The organism is Kitasatospora sp. NPDC054795 (assembly GCF_053611565.1).
Map to the genome: position 1 here is coordinate 13,283 of NZ_JBSHAP010000034.1, position 16,438 is coordinate 29,720.

The 16,438-nt window shown below is 72.8% G+C and carries 16 protein-coding genes; 7 read left to right on the top strand and 9 right to left on the bottom strand.

The features are described from left to right. Window positions 1–11 precede the first annotated feature (11 nt). Window positions 12–1,058 carry a winged helix-turn-helix domain-containing protein gene (locus ACWGJO_RS14745; RefSeq protein WP_452183820.1) on the bottom strand — a complete coding sequence of 349 codons (1,047 nt, stop codon included), beginning with the start codon at window positions 1,056–1,058 and terminating at the stop codon, window positions 12–14. Between the two features lie 239 nt (window positions 1,059–1,297). Here ACWGJO_RS14745 and ACWGJO_RS14750 point away from each other — a divergent pair, with 239 nt between their 5' ends. After that, complete coding sequence (locus ACWGJO_RS14750; RefSeq protein ID WP_452183822.1) at window positions 1,298–2,203, top strand: hypothetical protein; 906 nt, start codon at window positions 1,298–1,300, stop codon at window positions 2,201–2,203. A gap of 447 nt (window positions 2,204–2,650) precedes the next feature. Here the strand turns inward: ACWGJO_RS14750 and ACWGJO_RS14755 are convergent, their stop codons facing one another. Together ACWGJO_RS14755 and ACWGJO_RS14760 are read right to left on the bottom strand one after the other, a co-directional pair. Further along, window positions 2,651–3,265 (bottom strand): ArsR/SmtB family transcription factor, encoded by a 615-nt coding sequence (locus ACWGJO_RS14755; RefSeq protein ID WP_452183824.1) that lies wholly within the window; start codon window positions 3,263–3,265, stop codon window positions 2,651–2,653. Window positions 3,266–3,275: 10 nt separating this feature from the next. Beyond that, window positions 3,276–3,677: a hypothetical protein gene (locus ACWGJO_RS14760; protein WP_452183825.1), complete on the bottom strand. Its 402-nt coding sequence runs from the start codon at window positions 3,675–3,677 to the stop codon at window positions 3,276–3,278. Window positions 3,678–3,909: 232 nt separating this feature from the next. On the opposite strand from ACWGJO_RS14760, the gene ACWGJO_RS14765 reads away from it, so the two are divergent. Together ACWGJO_RS14765 and ACWGJO_RS14770 are read left to right on the top strand one after the other, a co-directional pair. Beyond that, on the top strand, window positions 3,910–4,302 hold the full coding sequence (locus ACWGJO_RS14765) for a hypothetical protein (RefSeq protein WP_452183827.1): 393 nt from the start codon (window positions 3,910–3,912) through the stop codon (window positions 4,300–4,302). 205 nt (window positions 4,303–4,507) lie between these two features. After that, on the top strand, window positions 4,508–4,759 hold the full coding sequence (locus ACWGJO_RS14770; protein WP_401045404.1) for a hypothetical protein: 252 nt from the start codon (window positions 4,508–4,510) through the stop codon (window positions 4,757–4,759). A gap of 168 nt (window positions 4,760–4,927) precedes the next feature. Here ACWGJO_RS14770 and ACWGJO_RS14775 read toward each other — a convergent pair whose 3' ends face one another. Beyond that, window positions 4,928–5,740, bottom strand: a complete 813-nt coding sequence (locus tag ACWGJO_RS14775; RefSeq protein WP_452183829.1) for an LppU/SCO3897 family protein — start codon at window positions 5,738–5,740, stop codon at window positions 4,928–4,930. Window positions 5,741–5,902: 162 nt separating this feature from the next. Here ACWGJO_RS14775 and ACWGJO_RS14780 point away from each other — a divergent pair, with 162 nt between their 5' ends. Both ACWGJO_RS14780 and ACWGJO_RS14785 read left to right on the top strand, forming a co-directional pair. Beyond that, window positions 5,903–6,655: an Lsr2 family DNA-binding protein gene (locus tag ACWGJO_RS14780; protein ID WP_452183831.1), complete on the top strand. Its 753-nt coding sequence runs from the start codon at window positions 5,903–5,905 to the stop codon at window positions 6,653–6,655. A 322-nt stretch (window positions 6,656–6,977) separates the two neighbouring features. Next, window positions 6,978–8,138, top strand: coding sequence for an ATP-binding protein (locus ACWGJO_RS14785; RefSeq protein ID WP_452183833.1), 1,161 nt, complete (start codon window positions 6,978–6,980; stop codon window positions 8,136–8,138). A 62-nt stretch (window positions 8,139–8,200) separates the two neighbouring features. Here the strand turns inward: ACWGJO_RS14785 and ACWGJO_RS14790 are convergent, their stop codons facing one another. Together ACWGJO_RS14790 and ACWGJO_RS14795 are read right to left on the bottom strand one after the other, a co-directional pair. Beyond that, the gene (locus ACWGJO_RS14790; RefSeq protein ID WP_452183835.1) at window positions 8,201–9,838 is read right to left on the bottom strand and encodes an alkaline phosphatase D family protein; all 1,638 of its coding nucleotides are present in this window, start codon (window positions 9,836–9,838) and stop codon (window positions 8,201–8,203) included. A gap of 417 nt (window positions 9,839–10,255) precedes the next feature. Then, a complete protein-coding gene (locus ACWGJO_RS14795; RefSeq protein WP_452183836.1) occupies window positions 10,256–11,365 on the bottom strand; it encodes an FAD-dependent oxidoreductase in 1,110 nt (369 codons plus the stop codon). 137 nt (window positions 11,366–11,502) lie between these two features. Between ACWGJO_RS14795 and ACWGJO_RS14800 the strand changes: the two genes are divergently transcribed. Then, window positions 11,503–12,138, top strand: a complete 636-nt coding sequence (locus ACWGJO_RS14800; RefSeq protein ID WP_452183906.1) for a TetR/AcrR family transcriptional regulator — start codon at window positions 11,503–11,505, stop codon at window positions 12,136–12,138. Between the two features lie 163 nt (window positions 12,139–12,301). On the opposite strand, the gene ACWGJO_RS14805 is transcribed toward ACWGJO_RS14800, so the two are convergent. After that, window positions 12,302–13,939 (bottom strand): multicopper oxidase family protein, encoded by a 1,638-nt coding sequence (locus tag ACWGJO_RS14805; protein WP_452183837.1) that lies wholly within the window; start codon window positions 13,937–13,939, stop codon window positions 12,302–12,304. Then, window positions 13,932–14,405 (bottom strand): hypothetical protein, encoded by a 474-nt coding sequence (locus ACWGJO_RS14810; protein WP_452183839.1) that lies wholly within the window; start codon window positions 14,403–14,405, stop codon window positions 13,932–13,934. The genes ACWGJO_RS14805 and ACWGJO_RS14810 overlap by 8 nt, the downstream gene beginning before the upstream one ends. A 139-nt stretch (window positions 14,406–14,544) precedes the next feature. Here ACWGJO_RS14810 and ACWGJO_RS14815 point away from each other — a divergent pair, with 139 nt between their 5' ends. Then, window positions 14,545–15,462, top strand: coding sequence for a LysR family transcriptional regulator (locus ACWGJO_RS14815; protein ID WP_452183840.1), 918 nt, complete (start codon window positions 14,545–14,547; stop codon window positions 15,460–15,462). Between the two features lie 24 nt (window positions 15,463–15,486). On the opposite strand, the gene ypfJ is transcribed toward ACWGJO_RS14815, so the two are convergent. Beyond that, entirely contained in the window at window positions 15,487–16,392 is a 906-nt protein-coding gene (gene ypfJ, locus ACWGJO_RS14820) for a KPN_02809 family neutral zinc metallopeptidase (protein WP_452183842.1), read from the bottom strand. Between the last annotated feature and the right edge of the window lie 46 nt (window positions 16,393–16,438).

Consider the following 16,438-nt stretch of genomic DNA (forward strand, 5'->3'; position numbering starts at 1 on the left):
CCGTCCGGCGTTCAGGAGGACTCGGAGGATGGGATGTTGGTGCTCAGCAGGGTGAGTCCGAGATGGGTCAGCGTGTGAAGGACCGCCTTCCGCTCCCGGGTCAGGGCGGCCAGCCCGGCCTTGCGCAGGGTGGTGGCGTGCTCGCTGGCACTGGCCGGCGAGATACCGGCCCGCTGCGCCAACTGCGTCGTCGTGCAGGCGGGATGGTCGGCTATGACGCACAGCACGATCGCCCTGCTGCGGCCCAGCAGCGCGGCCAGGGCCGGCGGCACCTGGGCACCGCCTCGGCGGGTACCGGCAGGCGGTGCCCACAGGGCCGCCGCGTCGACCGGGTCGTGCAGTGCCTGGTAGACCATGACCACCGTGTCGTCCTCGGAGCCGGCGAACAGCTGGGGAACCGGCCCGCAGAACACCGACGGAGCCAGGACGAACGAGCGGCCCGACAGGTGGAGGTCGGCTTCCGGGTGGTTCAGCGGCCGGTAGCCGGGGATCTCCAGCACCGGCGGGTTCCACACGGCCATCGGGCGCAGGCCGTCCAGGAGCGCTCCCACCCCGCCCCGTGCCATGAGCCTGCCCCGTCGCGCCACTTCGCCCTGGAGGTGCTGGTCGATGCGCGGCCAGTAGGGGGCGACCGCGACGTGGTGGCAGTGCTGCAGGGCGGCGCCCAGCCGCCGCAGCGCCCGCGGGGCGGCGTCCATCGCCTCGGTCAGCCATGGTGCCGCAGACCCGTCCGTGCGCGGCTTGACGGAGAACTCCGCGCGCAGCCGCGAGGTCGGCGTGCTGATCAGCCGCTCTATCCCCTCCTCCACGCAGTCCACCGCGCCCACCAGGGTGAACAGGTCCACCAGTGCTCCGCAGGCGGCCGGGCTGAGGAACCGTGCGGCCTCCCTCCCGTCGGCGCCGATCCGCGGGCCGGTCCGCGCGCGCCACCCGCCGAACAGCACCGCGCGGTCGCGCCACTGCACGGTCCGCAGGCTCAGCTGCGTCTCGGCGAGCGGCCCCAGCACCGTGACCCGTACCCGCGCCAGGTCCTCGGCGGTGAAATGAACCCGTAGCACGCCGTCCTCCTCATCCGCGCCCACACCCTGCGGATGAGCCTTGCTGACGCACTCGTTTCGGGGCAGACCGAAACGAGTCGAATCCCGCACGGCTCGGATGGACTCTTGCATCCGGCAAAGACGCGAACGATCCCGACAACAGATCACTGAGACAAAGAGTTGGCTGGACAGACCCCCTGAATCGTCCGCACTCGGTAGACAAGCAGCGACACTGATCAACTCGATGACGAGGAGCCCGGATGGATGACCTATCACCCAAGGACGGCAAGACGCACGAGCGACTCGTGTCCCGCCTCAGGCTGCTGACGTCGGCGGTTCTGGTGCTGCTCCTGCTGATGGCCCGTAGCTGGTTCGAGGGCCAGAACATGATCGGCAGCGCGATGCTGTTCTTGGCTGTCGCCGTGTGGGTCGGCGCATCGGCCGTCCTCCACCTGGCGGGGCGCGAGGGGAACAGCAAGGCTCATGGTGCTGCCGCGCCCGCCATTCAGGCGCCGGTCCGGGCGCAGGGAACCACCGGTCCGAGCCCCACCCGGCCGTTTCAGGGGTGGCGTGGGACATTCCGTCCCGGGCTCAACAGCCTTGTGGTGCTGACGGTGGTGGCAACGATCGTGCTGGTCGCCGACCGCCCGTGGAATGCACCGTGGTGGCCGGGGCGACACGAGGCTTCGCAGCTGCCGCAGGCGTGCACGGCCGGGGCCACGGCAGCGGCGCATCTGACGCCGAATGCGGCTGCCGACGGGAGCGAACGCCTCAGCGCCGGCTACGGTTCCGGCTCACGGTGCGTCTGGCGCGACCGGGAGATCGGCACCACTCTCGTGATCGACTACGTGCTGGTCAAGTGGGAGGGCACCTTCGGCTCCGACGCCACCACGAGCGCGCGCAAACAGCAGGCGCTGAACATACGCGCTGCCAACGGTCCCAGGTCACACTCCGGCACGATCACCGACTTCGGCGACGAAGCCCGCAGCGTGTACCAGCCCGGTGGCACCGTGCACGTCCTCGTCCGGCGCGCCAACGTGGCACTCAGCGTGTCGTACTCACCAACGCCCAGCCTCGGTCAGAACACGGACCAAGTGGACGCGGTCAGCCTGGCCGCCACTGAACAGGCCGCCCGGGAGGCCCTCACTCCCGTACGACTTGACTAGCCTGCGCGTCTCATCCGGGGTCGCGTCCGGATGGTGATCGGAAACGCGAAAGGGCTTTCTGAGCTGCAGCGATAAGGCTTGTCCAAGCTTGGCTTCTAAGGTCGGCGGGTTTGGTGTTCCTTGATCGACTCGGCGCGTTCGACCGTCTTTCCGACGTGGTGGCACCTGGCTCTGTGCTCGTTCTTCGAGCCGGAAAGCCGTCCCGCGCCCGGCCGGGACGGTTTCGGTGCGGCCGCCGGACAGACCGCCGTCACGCACGCAACGCAACTGATCGTTTCACCGGGACGATACAGCCGCGCCGGATTCCGCCGACGCTGCGCCTGACCGGCTCCCGTACCCCGGGCGCCCCCACCGACGCCGTCGATGCCGGCTCGGCCCTCGCCGACCTGACCGCCCTCCTCGCCGACCACGCCCGTGGAGCCGGCCGGTGCCGAGTTCCTCCGGCTCCTAGACGTGGAAGTGATGGCCGTTGAGCAACGCGCCGCCGAGGGGGGTGAGCGTGTGCAGGACGGCACTGCCGCGTCTGGTGGTGATGATGAGGCCGGCCTGGCGGAGTACGGAGGCCTGCTCACTCGCGGTGGGCAGCGACGCGCTGAGGCGTTCGGCCAGCTGCCCGGTGGTGCAAGGGCCGTCGCCGATGGCATGGAGGGTCCGGGCCCGGGTGCGGCCCAGGAGCGCGGACAAGGCGCCGTCGACCCCGCGACAGGACGACGTCAGCAGTGCGGTGACGTCGGAAACGCCGCGTATGACGGGGAGGAAGAGCAGGACGGGTGCCTGGTCGTCCATCGGGTCGGTGTAGGGAATCGGCCTGGTCTGACAGAAGGCGGACGGGACCAGCAACAGGCCCCTGCCCTCCAGGTCGACAGTGCTCGTGAGAGCGCCTCTGCCGACCTCCAGCGTCGGCGGCTTCCAGCGGAACTCGGGCGGCAGTCCCGAGAGCATCGCCTCGGGCCCGTCCTGGGCGAGCCTGAGCGCGTGCGCGGTCTGCTCCGCCCGCAGCCGGGGCAGGATCCGCGGCCAGTGGGGAGCCACGGCGACGCGGTGGACGTTACGGAGGAACACCAGCAGTTCCTCACGGTCCGCCCGGTCGTGCGCGATGTCGCCCCACGCCACAGCCGCCCAGGGGTCCGTGCGGCATAAGTAGCGGGCCCGCGCCTTGACGGACGGCCCCCTCGAGTTCGGTGCGCAGGCGCTTCGCCGGTGCCGCGCGCAATGCCTCGATCCCCTCCTCGACGGACGATGAGGCACCGGTGACTGTGAACAGGTCCAGGACGGTCTCATGGAAGAGAGAGGAGGCCGGATGGACGCAGGCGGCGGAACGAGCATGGACCTCGAGTCTCCATGCGCCGAACAGCGCGCGGCTGTGCGGTTGCTGCAGGGTTGTCAGCGCGTGCAGCGTCTCGCCGAGCGGGCCCCAAGTCGCCGCTATCCGGGTCTTGGCGAGGTCCTGCGGGGTGAACGTGATGCGCAGCATGTGAGGGTCTCCCGGGTTCTGTTCGGACGCCCGCCTTCCCGGCGCCCGCCGTCTCCGGTCGCGCACGACTGCTTCAAGTGGGCCTCACCACAGGGGTTTCGGCGACAGCCGAAAGGACTGGGGCCGCGCCCGCCGGCACCGTCAGGATGGGTTCCGAGGGCGGCGGACCGGGGACCCCGGGAACACCGGTGGTCCCCCGGGCCTGATGGCCGTCCGAATCGAGAAACCACCCATGGAGGCGTTCATGCGTATTCGTCGTGCTCTCGCGGTCACCGCTGTTGGTGTCACGCTCGCTGTGGGCGCCGCGGCCGCACCGGCCGGCGCCGCCGCCGCGCCCTCTGCCGGCGTCACGGTCACTTGCGGCAACGCCTACTGGCCTCACACGGACAAGGACAACGGGTCCGGAACCATCAACAAGTCCGACGGCGCGGCGGTCCACACCGGCCCGTACGGTGCGTGCACCAGCGTCGGTACCATCGGCGATGGGATCAAGGTGGAGTACGAGTGCTACTCCGTCAACGGGTACGGCAACAGGTGGACCTGGGTCCGTATGGTCGGCGGTGGAAGCTTCGGCTGGGTGTACAACGCCTACCTCGACAATGGGGGCGCCACCGTGCGCTGCTGAGCGCGCTCGGCCCCACCGATCCGTCGCACGCGCAAGGGGCCCGCTGTCCCACCGGACGGCGGGCAGGCGCACGGCATGCCCTACCCGGCCGGGCGTAGTGATCGAGGGCCACGTCCTCTCCTGCACCGCCGACCCGCAGCGCCCACTCTTTCATCCGTGCCCGAGGCACACCCACACATCCACGAAGCGACAGAGGAGAACGCCCATGCGCGCACGTCTGCTTCTCACCGGCCTGGCCCTGGCGGCGACCGTGCTGGTGGGCGGCGCCGCCACCGCCCAGGCGGCCCCCGCGCCCTCCCGGGCCGACACGGTCTCGGCCGCGGTTCCGGGGCACTGGGTGGTGAAGGGCCCCTACACCGAGTCGATGTGCATCGCCATGAGGGACTCCTACGCCGGCGACGCCTACTGCTCCTACTCCGGCACCAACAAGTACTACCTGCACTTCTGGGTCCTCTGACCCTCTCCTCGCGGGCTGCTCCCGCAGCGGCCCCGTCGTGAGTGCGCGGCACCATGGGGCCCGGGGGGCGTCGGCGGCGCGTCAGGAAACGGTTCCGGCCCTTCGGTTCGTCCGAAGGGCCGGAGTCGCGCCGGGCGGGGTCGAGTGCCCCGGCCTCGCTCTACGGGGTCACGGGTTGACGGGGCCGAAGATCGTGGTCGGCTTCTTCTGCTGCGGGGTCTCCAGGCTCTGCAGGCAGAGGGTGTACTTGGTGCTGCTCCGCTTGTAGGTGAAGTAGCCGTCGGCGGTGGGGAACTTCCTGCACGCGGCCTCGCCGTCGTTGGTGTCCTCCTCGCGGCCCACGACGCGGGCCTCGGCCTTGGGGTCGGAGCAGGGCACCACTTCGACGTCGGGGTTCTTGTCGACGAGGCCGGGCAGGGCGGCGGCGATCGGGTTGTTGTTGTGGATGCAGTCGCCGGCCTTGGCGAAGTCGGGGTCGCGCTTCGCGACGAGGTAGATCACCGTGATCAGGAGCGCCGGGATGAGGACGCCGAGGATCGTGGGCCGCAGGTACACCGGCTTGCCGGGGTCCATCGGCGGGCGGGGCGCGCCGGGCAGCGGCTCCGCCAGCTTGTCGACCTTCAGGCGCTGCGGGATGTTGATCAGCATGATGATCGGGTTGACGATCATCGAGGGGATGCCCCACCAGCCCTGCCAGAGGCTGTCGGAGGTCATCTCGCGGTGGGTGGCGATGCCGCAGCTGCGGCAGAACGGCCCCCGGGTCTTCAGGTATTTCAGGATAATGACGAGGCCCAGGTGCCCGCGGAAGGTCGCGTCCACGGCCGGGACGGATCCGCAGTGCTGGCAGCTGAGCTGCCCCTCGCCGTAGCCGGGCAGGCCCGGACCGGGTGCCGGGGCGTCGGAGGCGGGCTCGGTGGGCGCAGCGCTCTCGGGCAGCTCGGCAGACTGAGTGGAAATGGTGAAATCCCCCGTGACGGTCACGAATATGTGCGTCGGGAAACCTACCGCCGCCGGGGAGCGGGGAGGAGCGATTTGATCCCCGGGCGGACGGAAGGTCGCCGAACCGTGATCACAAACCGGCCGATCGATGCCGAAACCCCCCGGGGACCGGCCCCTGTCGGTGGCCGCGCGTACGGTCGCCCCATGGATGACCAGCGGGAATCGCACACGAGCGGCGCTCCGGCGCGCGGGGCGGCGCGCGGGGCGGGAGACGACGTCCGGCAGGCGTGGGGCCGGGTGACCGGGTGGCTGGAGCGGCACGACCCGGCGGTCCTCGCCGCGCTCGTCGGCCCGGTGGACCCGGAGGCCGTCGACCGGGCCGAACGGCGCATGGGCCTGACGCTGCCGCAGGAACTGCGGCAGTGGCTGCTGATGAACGGCATCGACGGCGGCGGGCCGCCCGACATGCCCTCGTGCCTGGTGACGCGGGACTGCGCCGTGCCCCTGCCCGGCGGCCACATGCTGCTGGGCCTGACGGACATCCAGCGGGTGTACCTCAGCCGGATGGGCCTGGAGGAGGCGGAACCGTCCGAGGACCCCGACTGCCCGTTCTGGCACCGCGCCTGGGTGCCGGTCGCCGCGGAGCGCGACGGCCTGTACGGGACGTTCGTGGACACGGTCACCGGAACCGTCGGAACGTGGGCGGAGGCGTACTGTCCCGAGGGGGGCGTATACGCCTCGCTGTCGGCGTTCTTCCACCGCGCCGCGGACTGCCTGGAGAAGGTCCCCGCGGGAAACCGCGGCGGCCCCGGCAGGCCCGCCGCCACCCGTGACCCCGACCCCCGGCCCCAGGAAGAGCCGATCCGCCGCTGGGCCCGCGCCCACGGCATCCTCGTCAACGATCGCGGACGCGTCCCCGCGACCGTCCGCGAGGCCTACGAGGCGTCCCGGAGGTGAGCGGCCCCGCCGCCTCCCCCGGTGTCGCGGGGCGCGGCAGTGCAGCCGTCGGCTGCGGCGTGCGGTGGCGCCCGGTGGCGTGCGACGCACGAAAAAAGAGAGTGAATCAGCGCCCCTCGGTGGTGCCCGAAACGGCCTCGTGCGCGGCCTCGGCGGTGCCGTGGCCGCACTGCGGCGGCCGTCCGGGACCCCTGGGGCAGGCACCTGCGGGCAGGCGCTCACGCGCCCGCCCACGCCGTCAACAGACCGGCTCTGACCTGGTGTTTTTCCGAAATTCACCTAGGCTGTGGAGTTCTGCCGGACCATCTTCGGAGGGGACACCGTGTGCCAGGAATCCACCGGTTACGACGCCGCCCGCATCCAGGTGCTGGAGGGGTGGGAAGCCGTTCGCAGGCGGCCCGGGATGTACATCGGCTCGACCGGTGAACGCGGCCTGCATCAGATGGTGTTCGAGGTCGCCGACCGGGCGGTGAAGGAGGTCCTGGCGGGCCGCGCCGGCCGCGTCGAGATCACGCTCGGGTCCGACGGTGGCGTGTGCGTCGCCGACGACGGCCCGGGCGTGCCCGTCCACGACGAGGGGGATGCCGGCGAGCCCGGCCTCGAGGCCCTGCTGACCCGCATGCGCGCCGGCGCGGGGCTCGGCGGCGGCCGCCACGACGTGATGCTCGGCCACTGCGGCGTCGGGCCCACCGTCACCAACGCCCTGTCGAGCCGGCTGACGGCCGAGGTGCGGCGCGAGGGGGTCCGCTGGGAGCAGGAGTACGAGCGCGGTGTCGCGGTCGCCCCGCCCATCGAGGCGGGCCCGGCGGCCGGCAGCGGGACCGTCATCACCTTCTGGCCGGACACCGGGATCTTCGGTGCGGCGCAGTGCTCGTTCGACGAACTGGCCGACCGCTTCAGGGAACTGGCGCTGCTGAACCGGGTCCTGGACATCTCGCTGACCGACCGGCGCGGCCCGGGCGAGCCACGGTCGCTCCGGTTCCGCTTCCCCGGCGGGGCACGGGACTTCGTCGCTCTCCTCGACGGCCGGGATGCGGTACCCGCTTCCACGGACATCATCGGCTTCGAGGGCGAGGACCCGCGGATGGCGGGGACGGTGGAAGCGGCCTGGCGGTGGCGCGACTCCCCCGAGGAGCGGATCCGGAGTTTCGCCAATGGCCGGCCCACGCCGCGCGGCGGCACGCACGAGGCGGGCTTCCGGGACGGGGTGGCGGCCGCGGTCAACGCGTATGCGAGGGGGCGGCTCCTGTCGGCCGCGCCGGACCCCGGCCCGACCGCCGAGCAGGTCTGCTCGGGCCTGACGGCGGTCGTGTCGGTGAAGCTCGACGCGCCCGAGTTCCACGGCTCCACCCGGGACGTGCTCGGCAACGACACCGTGCGCGTCTGCGTCGCGCGGGCCGTCCGGGACCACCTGGGCGCCTGGCTGGAGCAGCACCCGGAGCAGGCCGCGGCCGTCATGGGCCGCCTCGTCCACGGCGCCTGAGCACCCGGCCCCGCCGCCTCCCTCGAAGCGGCGGGGCCGGGGCGTTCGGCGCGGTGCGGGTGTCAGGCGGGGCGGATGCCCGGGTTGCCGGCCTCGGTGGTGAAGGAGGCGGCGGTGGACAGGGTGCCGCCGGGGCGGGTGATGTGGGAGACCACCCGGTAGTCGGCGCGGGCGCGGTGGCGGTCCAGGGTGAGGACGGTGTAGCCGCGGCGCCCGTCGTAGAACTTCATGTGCGGGTTGGCCGACATGAGGTTGTTCCAGTTGGAGGGCTTCTCCTCGCCGTCGCCGTCGCTGCTGATCGAGGTGCCGACGAACTCCACGCCCACGGTGCGGGAGTTGGGGTCGTCGAAGTTGCGCTTGACGTCCAGGGCGTAGGCCACGTGCACGTCGCCGGTGAGCAGCACGAGGTTCTTGACGCCGGAGCGGTCGACGGCCTGCAGGAAGCGCTCGCGGGCGGCCGGGTAGCCGTCCCAGGCGTCCATGGAGAGCTTGGAGCGCTCGGCGGTGGTGTTCTTGCGGCGGGAGAAGACGACCTGCTGGGGCACGACGTTCCAGGTGGCCGTGGAGCGGCGCAGGCCCTCGGCGAACCAGCGTTCCTGGGTGGCGCCCATCAGGGTGCGCCCGGCGGCGTCGGACTCCGGGGTGGGGTACTGCCAGCCGTCGCCGTTGGCCTGGTCGTCGCGGTACTGGCGGGTGTCGAGGATGTCGAACTGGGCGAGTCGGCCGTAGTGGACGCGCCGGTAGAGGGTCAGCTCGGTGTTGTGCGGCTGGGGCATGCGCAGCGGCTGGTTCTCCCAGTAGGCGCGGTAGGCGGCGGCGCGGCGGGCGACGAAGGGGGCCGGGTCCTGGTTCTTCTCCGGGATGCCGGCGGCGTAGTTGTTCTCCACCTCGTGGTCGTCCCAGGTGACGTACCAGGGGTGGGCGGCGTGCGCGGCCTGGAGGTCGGGGTCGTTCTTGTAGAGGGAGTAGCGCAGCCGGTAGTCCTCCAGGGTGGTGGTCTCGTGGTTGAAGTGGGCCGCGAGGGTGCGGTCGGTGTACTTGCGGTCGCCGCCGGCGGCGTCGATGCCGTATTCGTAGATGTAGTCGCCGACGTGGAAGACGGCGTCCAGGTCCTCGTTGGCGAGGTGGCGGTAGGCGGTGAAGTAGCCGTCCTCGTAGGCCTGGCAGGAGACGAAGGCGATGCGGGCGCTGTCGAGCCTGCGGCCGCGCGGCGGGGCGGTGCGGGTGCGGCCGACGGGGCTGGACCAGGGGCCGACGGTGAAGCGGTACCAGTACTCGCGTCCGGCGTCGAGGTCGTCGACGTCGATGTGGAGGGCGTAGTTGAACTCGGCGTGGGCGCGGGCGGTGCCGCGGCGCTCGACGCGGCGGAACTTCTCGTCGCGGGCGATCTCCCAGCCGACCTTGACCGAGCCGGTGGGCGGCAGGCCGGCGCCGGGCTCCAGGGGGCGCGGGGCCAGGCGGGTCCAGAGCACGACGGCCTCGGGGGTGGCGTCGCCGGAGGCCACTCCGAGGGTGAAGGGGTTGTCGCCGATGGCGCGCGGGGCGATCTCGTTGTCGGCGGCGTGCGCGGAGGGCAGGTTGACGCCGAAGGCGAGCGCGGCGGCGGCCGAGGTGACGGTCAGGAAGCGGCGCCGGTCCAGGCGGGCGGCGGCCTCGCGCAGCATCCGGTCGGGCGTGGGGTGGTCGGCGGGGCGGGTCATCGGCGTGGTGGCCTTTCGCAGCTCGGGGGGTGTGCGAAGGGAATTGGAGTGGACCGCGCCGTACTGCGGGGGTCGGGATCACGGCAGCAGAGTGATCATCCGGTGGGAGAGCGGTGAAGGTCCGGCACTTCACCCCGAACCGGACGGAGGGCCGTATTCCGGTCGCGTTCGCCAAGCCCCGCCAAGCCCCGCCCGGCACCGCCCGGCACCGCCCGGCACCGCCCGGCACCGCCCGGCACCGATGATGAGGATCCGCGATTTTCCCCACCCCTGCTCTCGGTTCCCCGGGTTGTTCTCCGTTGAAGCGAGTGGCGAAGTTCAGCGAGCGGGGGTTCTGGGCCACCCGTCCATCGGGTGTTCGGCTGGCCCGCCCCGGCACGGGCACCTTCGGCATCGCTGAGGGGTGGTGGAGTCGACTCAGGAGGCCGACGCGGGAACCAGGTGGTCGAGGCCCTGTGCACTGCCCGTCGCGGCCTCGATCGAGCGCGGCAGCATGACGCGCTCGTAGGCGTGGATGGCGTCGCCGACGCTGGATTCGGTGACGAGGGCGTGGGCGAGGTCAGCGCCGTCGAGCATGGCGAGGTTGGCGCCCAGCCCGACCGGGGGCATCAGGTGCGCGGCATCGCCGAGCAGCGTCACGCCGGGAACGTGCTCCCAGGCGTGCGGGGCGGGCAGCGCGTGCAGGGGCCGGTTGACGAAGCCGTGGTCGCTGTCGCGCAGGATCCGCAGCAGGCTCTCGTCCCAGCCGTCGAACATCTCCAGCAGGTGTTCCTGCACGGCCCGTTGGTCGCCGAGGTCGAGTCCGGCGGCTGCGTGCCAGTCCTGCGGCTCGCGCAGCACGAGGTAGCCGCGGATGTGACCGTTGCTGTTGCGCTGGGCGACCAGGGTCCGGCCGACGCCCTTCGCCAGCAGCGATCCGTTGCCGACCAGCCGGGCGAGTTCGGGGTGGCGGGTGTCGCACTGGTCGAAGCCGGTCTCGACGAAGGTGACACCCGTGTAGTGGGGTACGGCGGGCGACAGGGCCGGACGGACCCGTGACCAGGCACCGTCGGCACCGACCACCAGGTCGAACTCCTCGGCCGTACCGTCACCCAGGAACAGCCGGCACGTGCCGCCCGCCGGCGGGGCGACCCCGGTGGCGGCACGGTTCCACCGCACCGTGCCCGGGACGAGCGAGTCCAGCAGCAGGCCGCGCAGCTGGCCGCGGTCGATCTCCGGGCGGCCGCCGCCCGCGGTCGGCCCCCGCTGCGCGAGGAGGGCGCCGGTGGCATGGTCGAGCACCCGCCACTCATCGCCCTCGGGGCGGGCAAGGGCGCGGAACCGGTCGAGCAGGCCCGCCGACCGCAAGGCGGCCTGGCCGGTGTCCGCGTGCATGTCGAGGGAGCCGCCCTGCGGGCGGGCGTCGGCGGCGGCTTCGCGTTCGAACACCGTGACGGCGCGGCCGTGCTGCTGCAGGACCCGGGCGCAGGTCAAGCCGCCGAGGCCGGCGCCGACGATCGCGATGCGAAGGTCACGGACAGCGGGCATGGGTGTGTCTCCTTCCGGTGGTGAATGGGTCGCCGGGCGGCCGGCACCACCAAGAAAGCACACTCGCTAAATAAGTGCAACGACTACACTTTCGGAGTGGATGCACGTCGGGCTATGGTGATCGAGTGACCGAAGCGATGGGGCGCCGCGAGCGCAAGAAGGCCCAGACCCGCCAGTCCCTGGCCGACGCCGCACTCGAACTCTTCCTCGAACGCGGCTACGACCAGGTCGGCGTCAAGGACGTCGCCGACGCCGCAGACGTCTCGGTGACCACCCTGTTCAAGCACTTCACCGGCAAGGAGGCGCTGGTCTTCGACCAGGACGACGACCTGGAAGCGGCCCTCGTCGCGGCCGTGCGCGAGCGGCCCCCGGGCCGGTCGATCCCGCAGGCGCTGCGCGAGCACCTCCTGCTGCACCGGACCCAACTCGCCGTCCACGCCGCCGACCCGCGGTTCGCCGCCTTCACCCGCCTGGTGCAGGAGACCCCCGCGCTGCGCAACTACTCCCAGCGCATGTGGACCCGCCACGAAACGGCCCTGGCACGGGCCATCGCCGAGGCCGTGGGCGCACCCGAGGACGACACCACCTGCGCCGCCCTGGCCCGGTTCGCCCTGGCGGCCCGCAGCCTGATCCTGCAGCACCCCGAACCGCGCCGGGCCGCCGACGAGGCCTTCGCCCTGCTCGAACACGGCTGGGCAGCCTCCCGTCTCGGGCACGTCGGGCGCTTCCAGCAGCCCAAGGAGACGGGTCAGGCCCGTGGGGAACCGGAGTGAGCAGGTCTGGCCAACGCCTGGGTGCCGGGTGGCCGATTTCAGGGATCGCCATCACCGACCGGCCCCGCCGCGCACCCCGCGGGCCCCGGCACCCTCCCGTACGCCCGGTGGGCGCGGCCCGCGCAATGGGCGGGTCAAGGGCGCGCGGGCCCGGGGCGGCGCGTCAGACGACTTCCAGGTTGGCCATCATCCCCATGTCCTCGTGCTCGGCGTTGTGGCAGTGGAAGAGGTAGCGGCCGCGGTAGCCGTCGAAGCGGGTGATGATCTCCGCGGACTCCCCCGGGCGCAGCGAGACGGTGTCCTTGAGGCCGGCGTCGTGGGGCAGCGGGGGTTTGCCGCCGCGGGTGAGGATGCGGAAGCCCACCAGGTGGAGGTGGACGGGGTGGTGGACGTCGGCGATCAGGCGCCAGATCTCGGTGTCGCCGAGGGGGACGGTGACGTCGGTGCGGGCGGGGTCGAAGGGGCGGCCGCCGATCAGCCAGCCGCGGCCGCCGTTCATGCGGCCGGCGCGGAAGGCGAAGTCGCGGGTGCGCACGGCGTCCTGGCGGTTCCAGTCGGGCAGGTCGGTCGACAGGACGGGTGGGATGCGGCTGTCGTCGGCGGCGGGGCGGCGGGTGATGCGGAAGGCCATGATGTCGCGGGTGCGGCCGGTGCCGAGGCGGTTGACGAGGCGGACCAGGGAGCCGACGGGGGCGGCGGCGAAGTCGACGACGAGGTCGTGGCGTTCGGCGGGGGCGATGGGCAGGCAGTGGTGGGTGACGGGGGTGGCGAGCAGGCCCTGGTCGGCGCCGATCCGGACGAGGTCGAGGCGGCGGCCGTCCTCGGTGCGGGCCTCGATCTCGTAGTGGCGGGCGTTGGAGGCGTTGAGCAGGCGCAGGCGGTGGCGGGCGGCGTCGGTCTCGTGGACGGGCCAGGGGGCGCCGTTGACGAGGACGACGTCGCCGAGGACGCCGGCGAGGTGGGGTTCGGTGACGCCGGGGCGCTCGCGCAGGGTGGGGTCGAGGGAGGGGTAGGTCAGGGTGCCGTCGGCGGCGAAGGCGCGGTCGGTGATCATCAGGGGGATCTCGCGGGGGCCGGCGGGCAGGCCGAGGGCGTCCTCGGCGTCGTCGCGCACGATGTGCAGGCCCGCGAGGCCGCGCCACAGGGCGGGGGCGGTGAAGTCCATGCGGTGGTCGTGGTACCAGAGCAGGGTGGGGCGCTGGTCGTTGGGGAAGGTGTAGTCGCGTGTGCGGCGGCTGGTGACGGCGCGGGGGTCGGTCATGGCGCCGCCCGTGCCGGGCATGCCGTCCGCGTCCTGCATGCCGGGCATGACGTGGGGGGTCTCGGGCCAGCCGGCGGGCAGGACGAGGTCGGTGGGGTAGCCGTCGGAGTCGGCGGGGGTGTGCCCGCCGTGGAGGTGGACGACGGTGGGTACCGGCAGTTCGTTGCGGTGGGTGACGGTGACGGGCCGGCCGCGGCGGGCCTCGATGGTGGGGCCGGGGAAGGTGCCGCCGTACGTCCACAGCCGGGTGGTGAGGCCGGGCAGGATCTCGGCGTCGGTCTCGCGCTGGACGATCTCGTAGCGGTCGGCCGCGCCGTCGGTGGACAGGGGCCTGGCGACGGCGGGCAGCGGCAACGGCACCCGGTGGGGCGGTGGCAGGGCGGCGGTGCTGCGCAGCTGGGCGCCGGTGGTGGCGGGGCGGCGGGCGAGGGTGGCGGCGGTGGCGAGGCCGGTGGTGGTGAGCAGGCCGAACGCGCCGCCGATGCCGAGGATCTGACGGCGGGTCATGTCGAGCGGACGGCCGGGGCGGGGTTCAGTCACGGTCGCCCTCCCGGCGGGCGGGGCGGCGGGCGGCGGGGCGCGCGGGCAGCGGGGTGCGCCACAGGGCGATGGTGAGGACGACGGTGGCGGCGATGGTGGCCACGCCCAGGGGCAGGTGCAGCCACAGGGCGCCGTCGCGTCCGGCGAAGTACTGGACGGTCTCGGCCGCGACGACGGCGAGGGTGGCGGCCGCCGGCCGGCGGCGGCGCAGCCGGATCCACACCACGAGGGCGGCGATCAGCTGGAGGTAGCCGAGGGAGGTGACGACGTTGGCGCCGGTGGCGTGCCAGGTGAGGGCGTCGTAGTCGCCGCTGAGGTAGACGCCGGCGAAGACGGGCTGTCCGAAGACGGCGGCGGTGTGGGCGGCGGCCAGGGCGCGCAGGGTCCGTCCGGCGGGCCCGGTCCGCTCCCCCGCGGCGGACCGGGCCTTCGGCTCCGGTGGGGTCCTGTCGGCGGCGATGGCCATGGGCGTCCTTCCTCGAACCGGTGCCGGGCCGCACTGTGTGCCGGTGCGCGGCCCCGCCCATGACGCTATGACCGTCCGGTTATCCTGTCCAAGATCAATATTGCTATGGCGTTATGACGCCTCGGGCATGGGGGCGCCGGTGGACCTGAACACGCTCGCGCAGTTCCTGGCGGTGGCACGGCTGGAGCACCTGAGCCGGGCCGCCGAGGAACTGCGCGTCGCCCAGCCGTCGTTGAGCCGCTCCATCGCCCGGCTGGAGGCCGAGCTGGGCACCCCGCTGTTCGAGCGGGGCGGGCGGCTGCGGCTGAACGCGGCCGGGCACCTGTTCCGCGGCTACGCGGAGCGTTCGCTCGGCGAACTGGAGGCGGGCCGACGGGCGGTGGCGGAGGCCGCCGGGCAGGGACTGGGCACGGTGCGCCTGGCCTCGGAGACGTTCCTGGCCTTCAGCGGGCCGCTGGCGGCGTTCAAGCGCGGCCACCCGGGGGTGGAGATCGAGTTGCACCAGCTGCCCGCGCAGGAGGCGGCGCGGCGGCTGCGGGCCCAGGACGTCGACCTCGCCGTCTTCTCCCAGCCCGTCACCGCCGAGGGCCTGGAGTCGGTGCCGCTGCTGGACGAGGAGGTGGGGCTGGCCGTCCCGGTGGGCGACCCGCTGGCCGGCCGCACCTCGGTGGGCGTCGAGGAGCTCGCCGAGCGCCCGTTCATCGCCGCCCGCCCCGGCCACTGGCAACGCCGCCTGCTGGACCGGCTGTTCGCCGCCCGCGGGCTGGTGCCGCGGATCGTCTGCGAGAGCGACGAGGCCGGCGCCATCGCCGAACTGATCAGCGCGGGCCTGGGCATCGGCCTGGTGCCCGCCGTCGCCCGGCGCACCGCCACCCGCCTGCCGCTGGTGTGGGTCGGCGTCGACAGCCCCGACTGCCGGCGCTCCCTGACCCTGTTCTGGGACGCGCGGGCCCGTCTGCCCGCCGGCGCCCGGCTGCTGCGCGAGGCGATCGCGGGCTGGGACTGGGCGGGCGGCGGGCGGGCTGCCGGCGGCGGGCGGGCGGACGGCGGCTTCTGACGGCCGCCCCCCGGTTCGGCGCCGCTACAGCTTCGCGGCCGAGAAGGTGTCGCACTGGGCGAAGTCGCCGCCGCGGTAGCCGGTGGTGAACCAGGCCTTGCGCTGCTCGGCGGAACCGTGCGTCCAGGCCTCCGGGTTGATCCGCCCGGTGGCCTGCTGCTGGATCCGGTCGTCGCCGACCGCCGCCGCCGCGTCCAGGCCCTGGGCGATGTCCTGGTCGGTGAGCGAGGCGATCAGCGGACGGCCGGTGGAGGGCTGCGGGGTGGTCGTCGCGTGGTGCGCCCACACCCCGGCGTAGCAGTCGGCCTGCAGTTCCAGGCGCACCGAGCCGCTGGTGGCGCCCTGGCGGTCGTTGCCGACCTTCTGCATGGCGCCGGTGAGGTTCTGGATGTGGTGGCCGTACTCGTGGGCGACGACGTAGGACTCGGCGAACGGGCCGCCCTTGGCGCCGAAGCGGGCGGACAGCTCGTTGAAGAAGCCCAGGTCGACGTAGGCCTTCTTGTCGCCGGGGCAGTAGAACGGGCCCACCGCCGAGGTCGCCGCCCCGCAGGCGGTGGAGACCTGGCCGGTGAACAGCACCGTCTCGGCGTTCTTGTACGGGACCTTGGCGGCGCGCGGCAGCTCGGTGCGCCAGAACTCCTGGAGGCTGTTGGTGACCGCCACGATCCGGCAGTCCTGGCGCTTGTTGGCGTCCGCCCCGGTCTTGCAGGCCTGCTGCGCCTCGCCGGCGGTGCGCACGCCGGAGGAGTTGGAGGAGGAGCCGGAGCCGGAGGACAGGCCCAGCAGCTGCGGGTCGACCCCGAGGACGACGGCGAACAGCACCGCGATCAGGCCCACGGCCCCGCCCCCGATGGCGATCTTCCCGCCCGGGATGCCGCGCCGGTCGTCCACCTGCGAGGTGTCGAGGTCGCCCTGGTCGTCGAACTGCATGTGCCCCTGCCTGCCCGTTTCTGTCGCGTTCCGCCCTACTGGTGAC

Coding starts and splice junctions, on each gene's coding strand:
- ACWGJO_RS14795 (WP_452183836.1), bottom strand. CDS start 11,365: ATGCCCGCTGTCCGTGACCTTCGCATCGCGATCGTCGGCGCCGGCCTC.
- ACWGJO_RS14770 (WP_401045404.1), top strand. CDS start 4,508: ATGCGCGCACGTCTGCTTCTCACCGGCCTGGCCCTGGCGGCGACCGTG.
- ACWGJO_RS14800 (WP_452183906.1), top strand. CDS start 11,503: ATGGGGCGCCGCGAGCGCAAGAAGGCCCAGACCCGCCAGTCCCTGGCC.
- ACWGJO_RS14760 (WP_452183825.1), bottom strand. CDS start 3,677: ATGCTGCGCATCACGTTCACCCCGCAGGACCTCGCCAAGACCCGGATA.
- ACWGJO_RS14765 (WP_452183827.1), top strand. CDS start 3,910: ATGGAGGCGTTCATGCGTATTCGTCGTGCTCTCGCGGTCACCGCTGTT.
- ACWGJO_RS14790 (WP_452183835.1), bottom strand. CDS start 9,838: ATGACCCGCCCCGCCGACCACCCCACGCCCGACCGGATGCTGCGCGAG.
- ACWGJO_RS14780 (WP_452183831.1), top strand. CDS start 5,903: ATGGATGACCAGCGGGAATCGCACACGAGCGGCGCTCCGGCGCGCGGG.
- ACWGJO_RS14750 (WP_452183822.1), top strand. CDS start 1,298: ATGGATGACCTATCACCCAAGGACGGCAAGACGCACGAGCGACTCGTG.
- ypfJ (WP_452183842.1), bottom strand. CDS start 16,392: ATGCAGTTCGACGACCAGGGCGACCTCGACACCTCGCAGGTGGACGAC.
- ACWGJO_RS14810 (WP_452183839.1), bottom strand. CDS start 14,405: ATGGCCATCGCCGCCGACAGGACCCCACCGGAGCCGAAGGCCCGGTCC.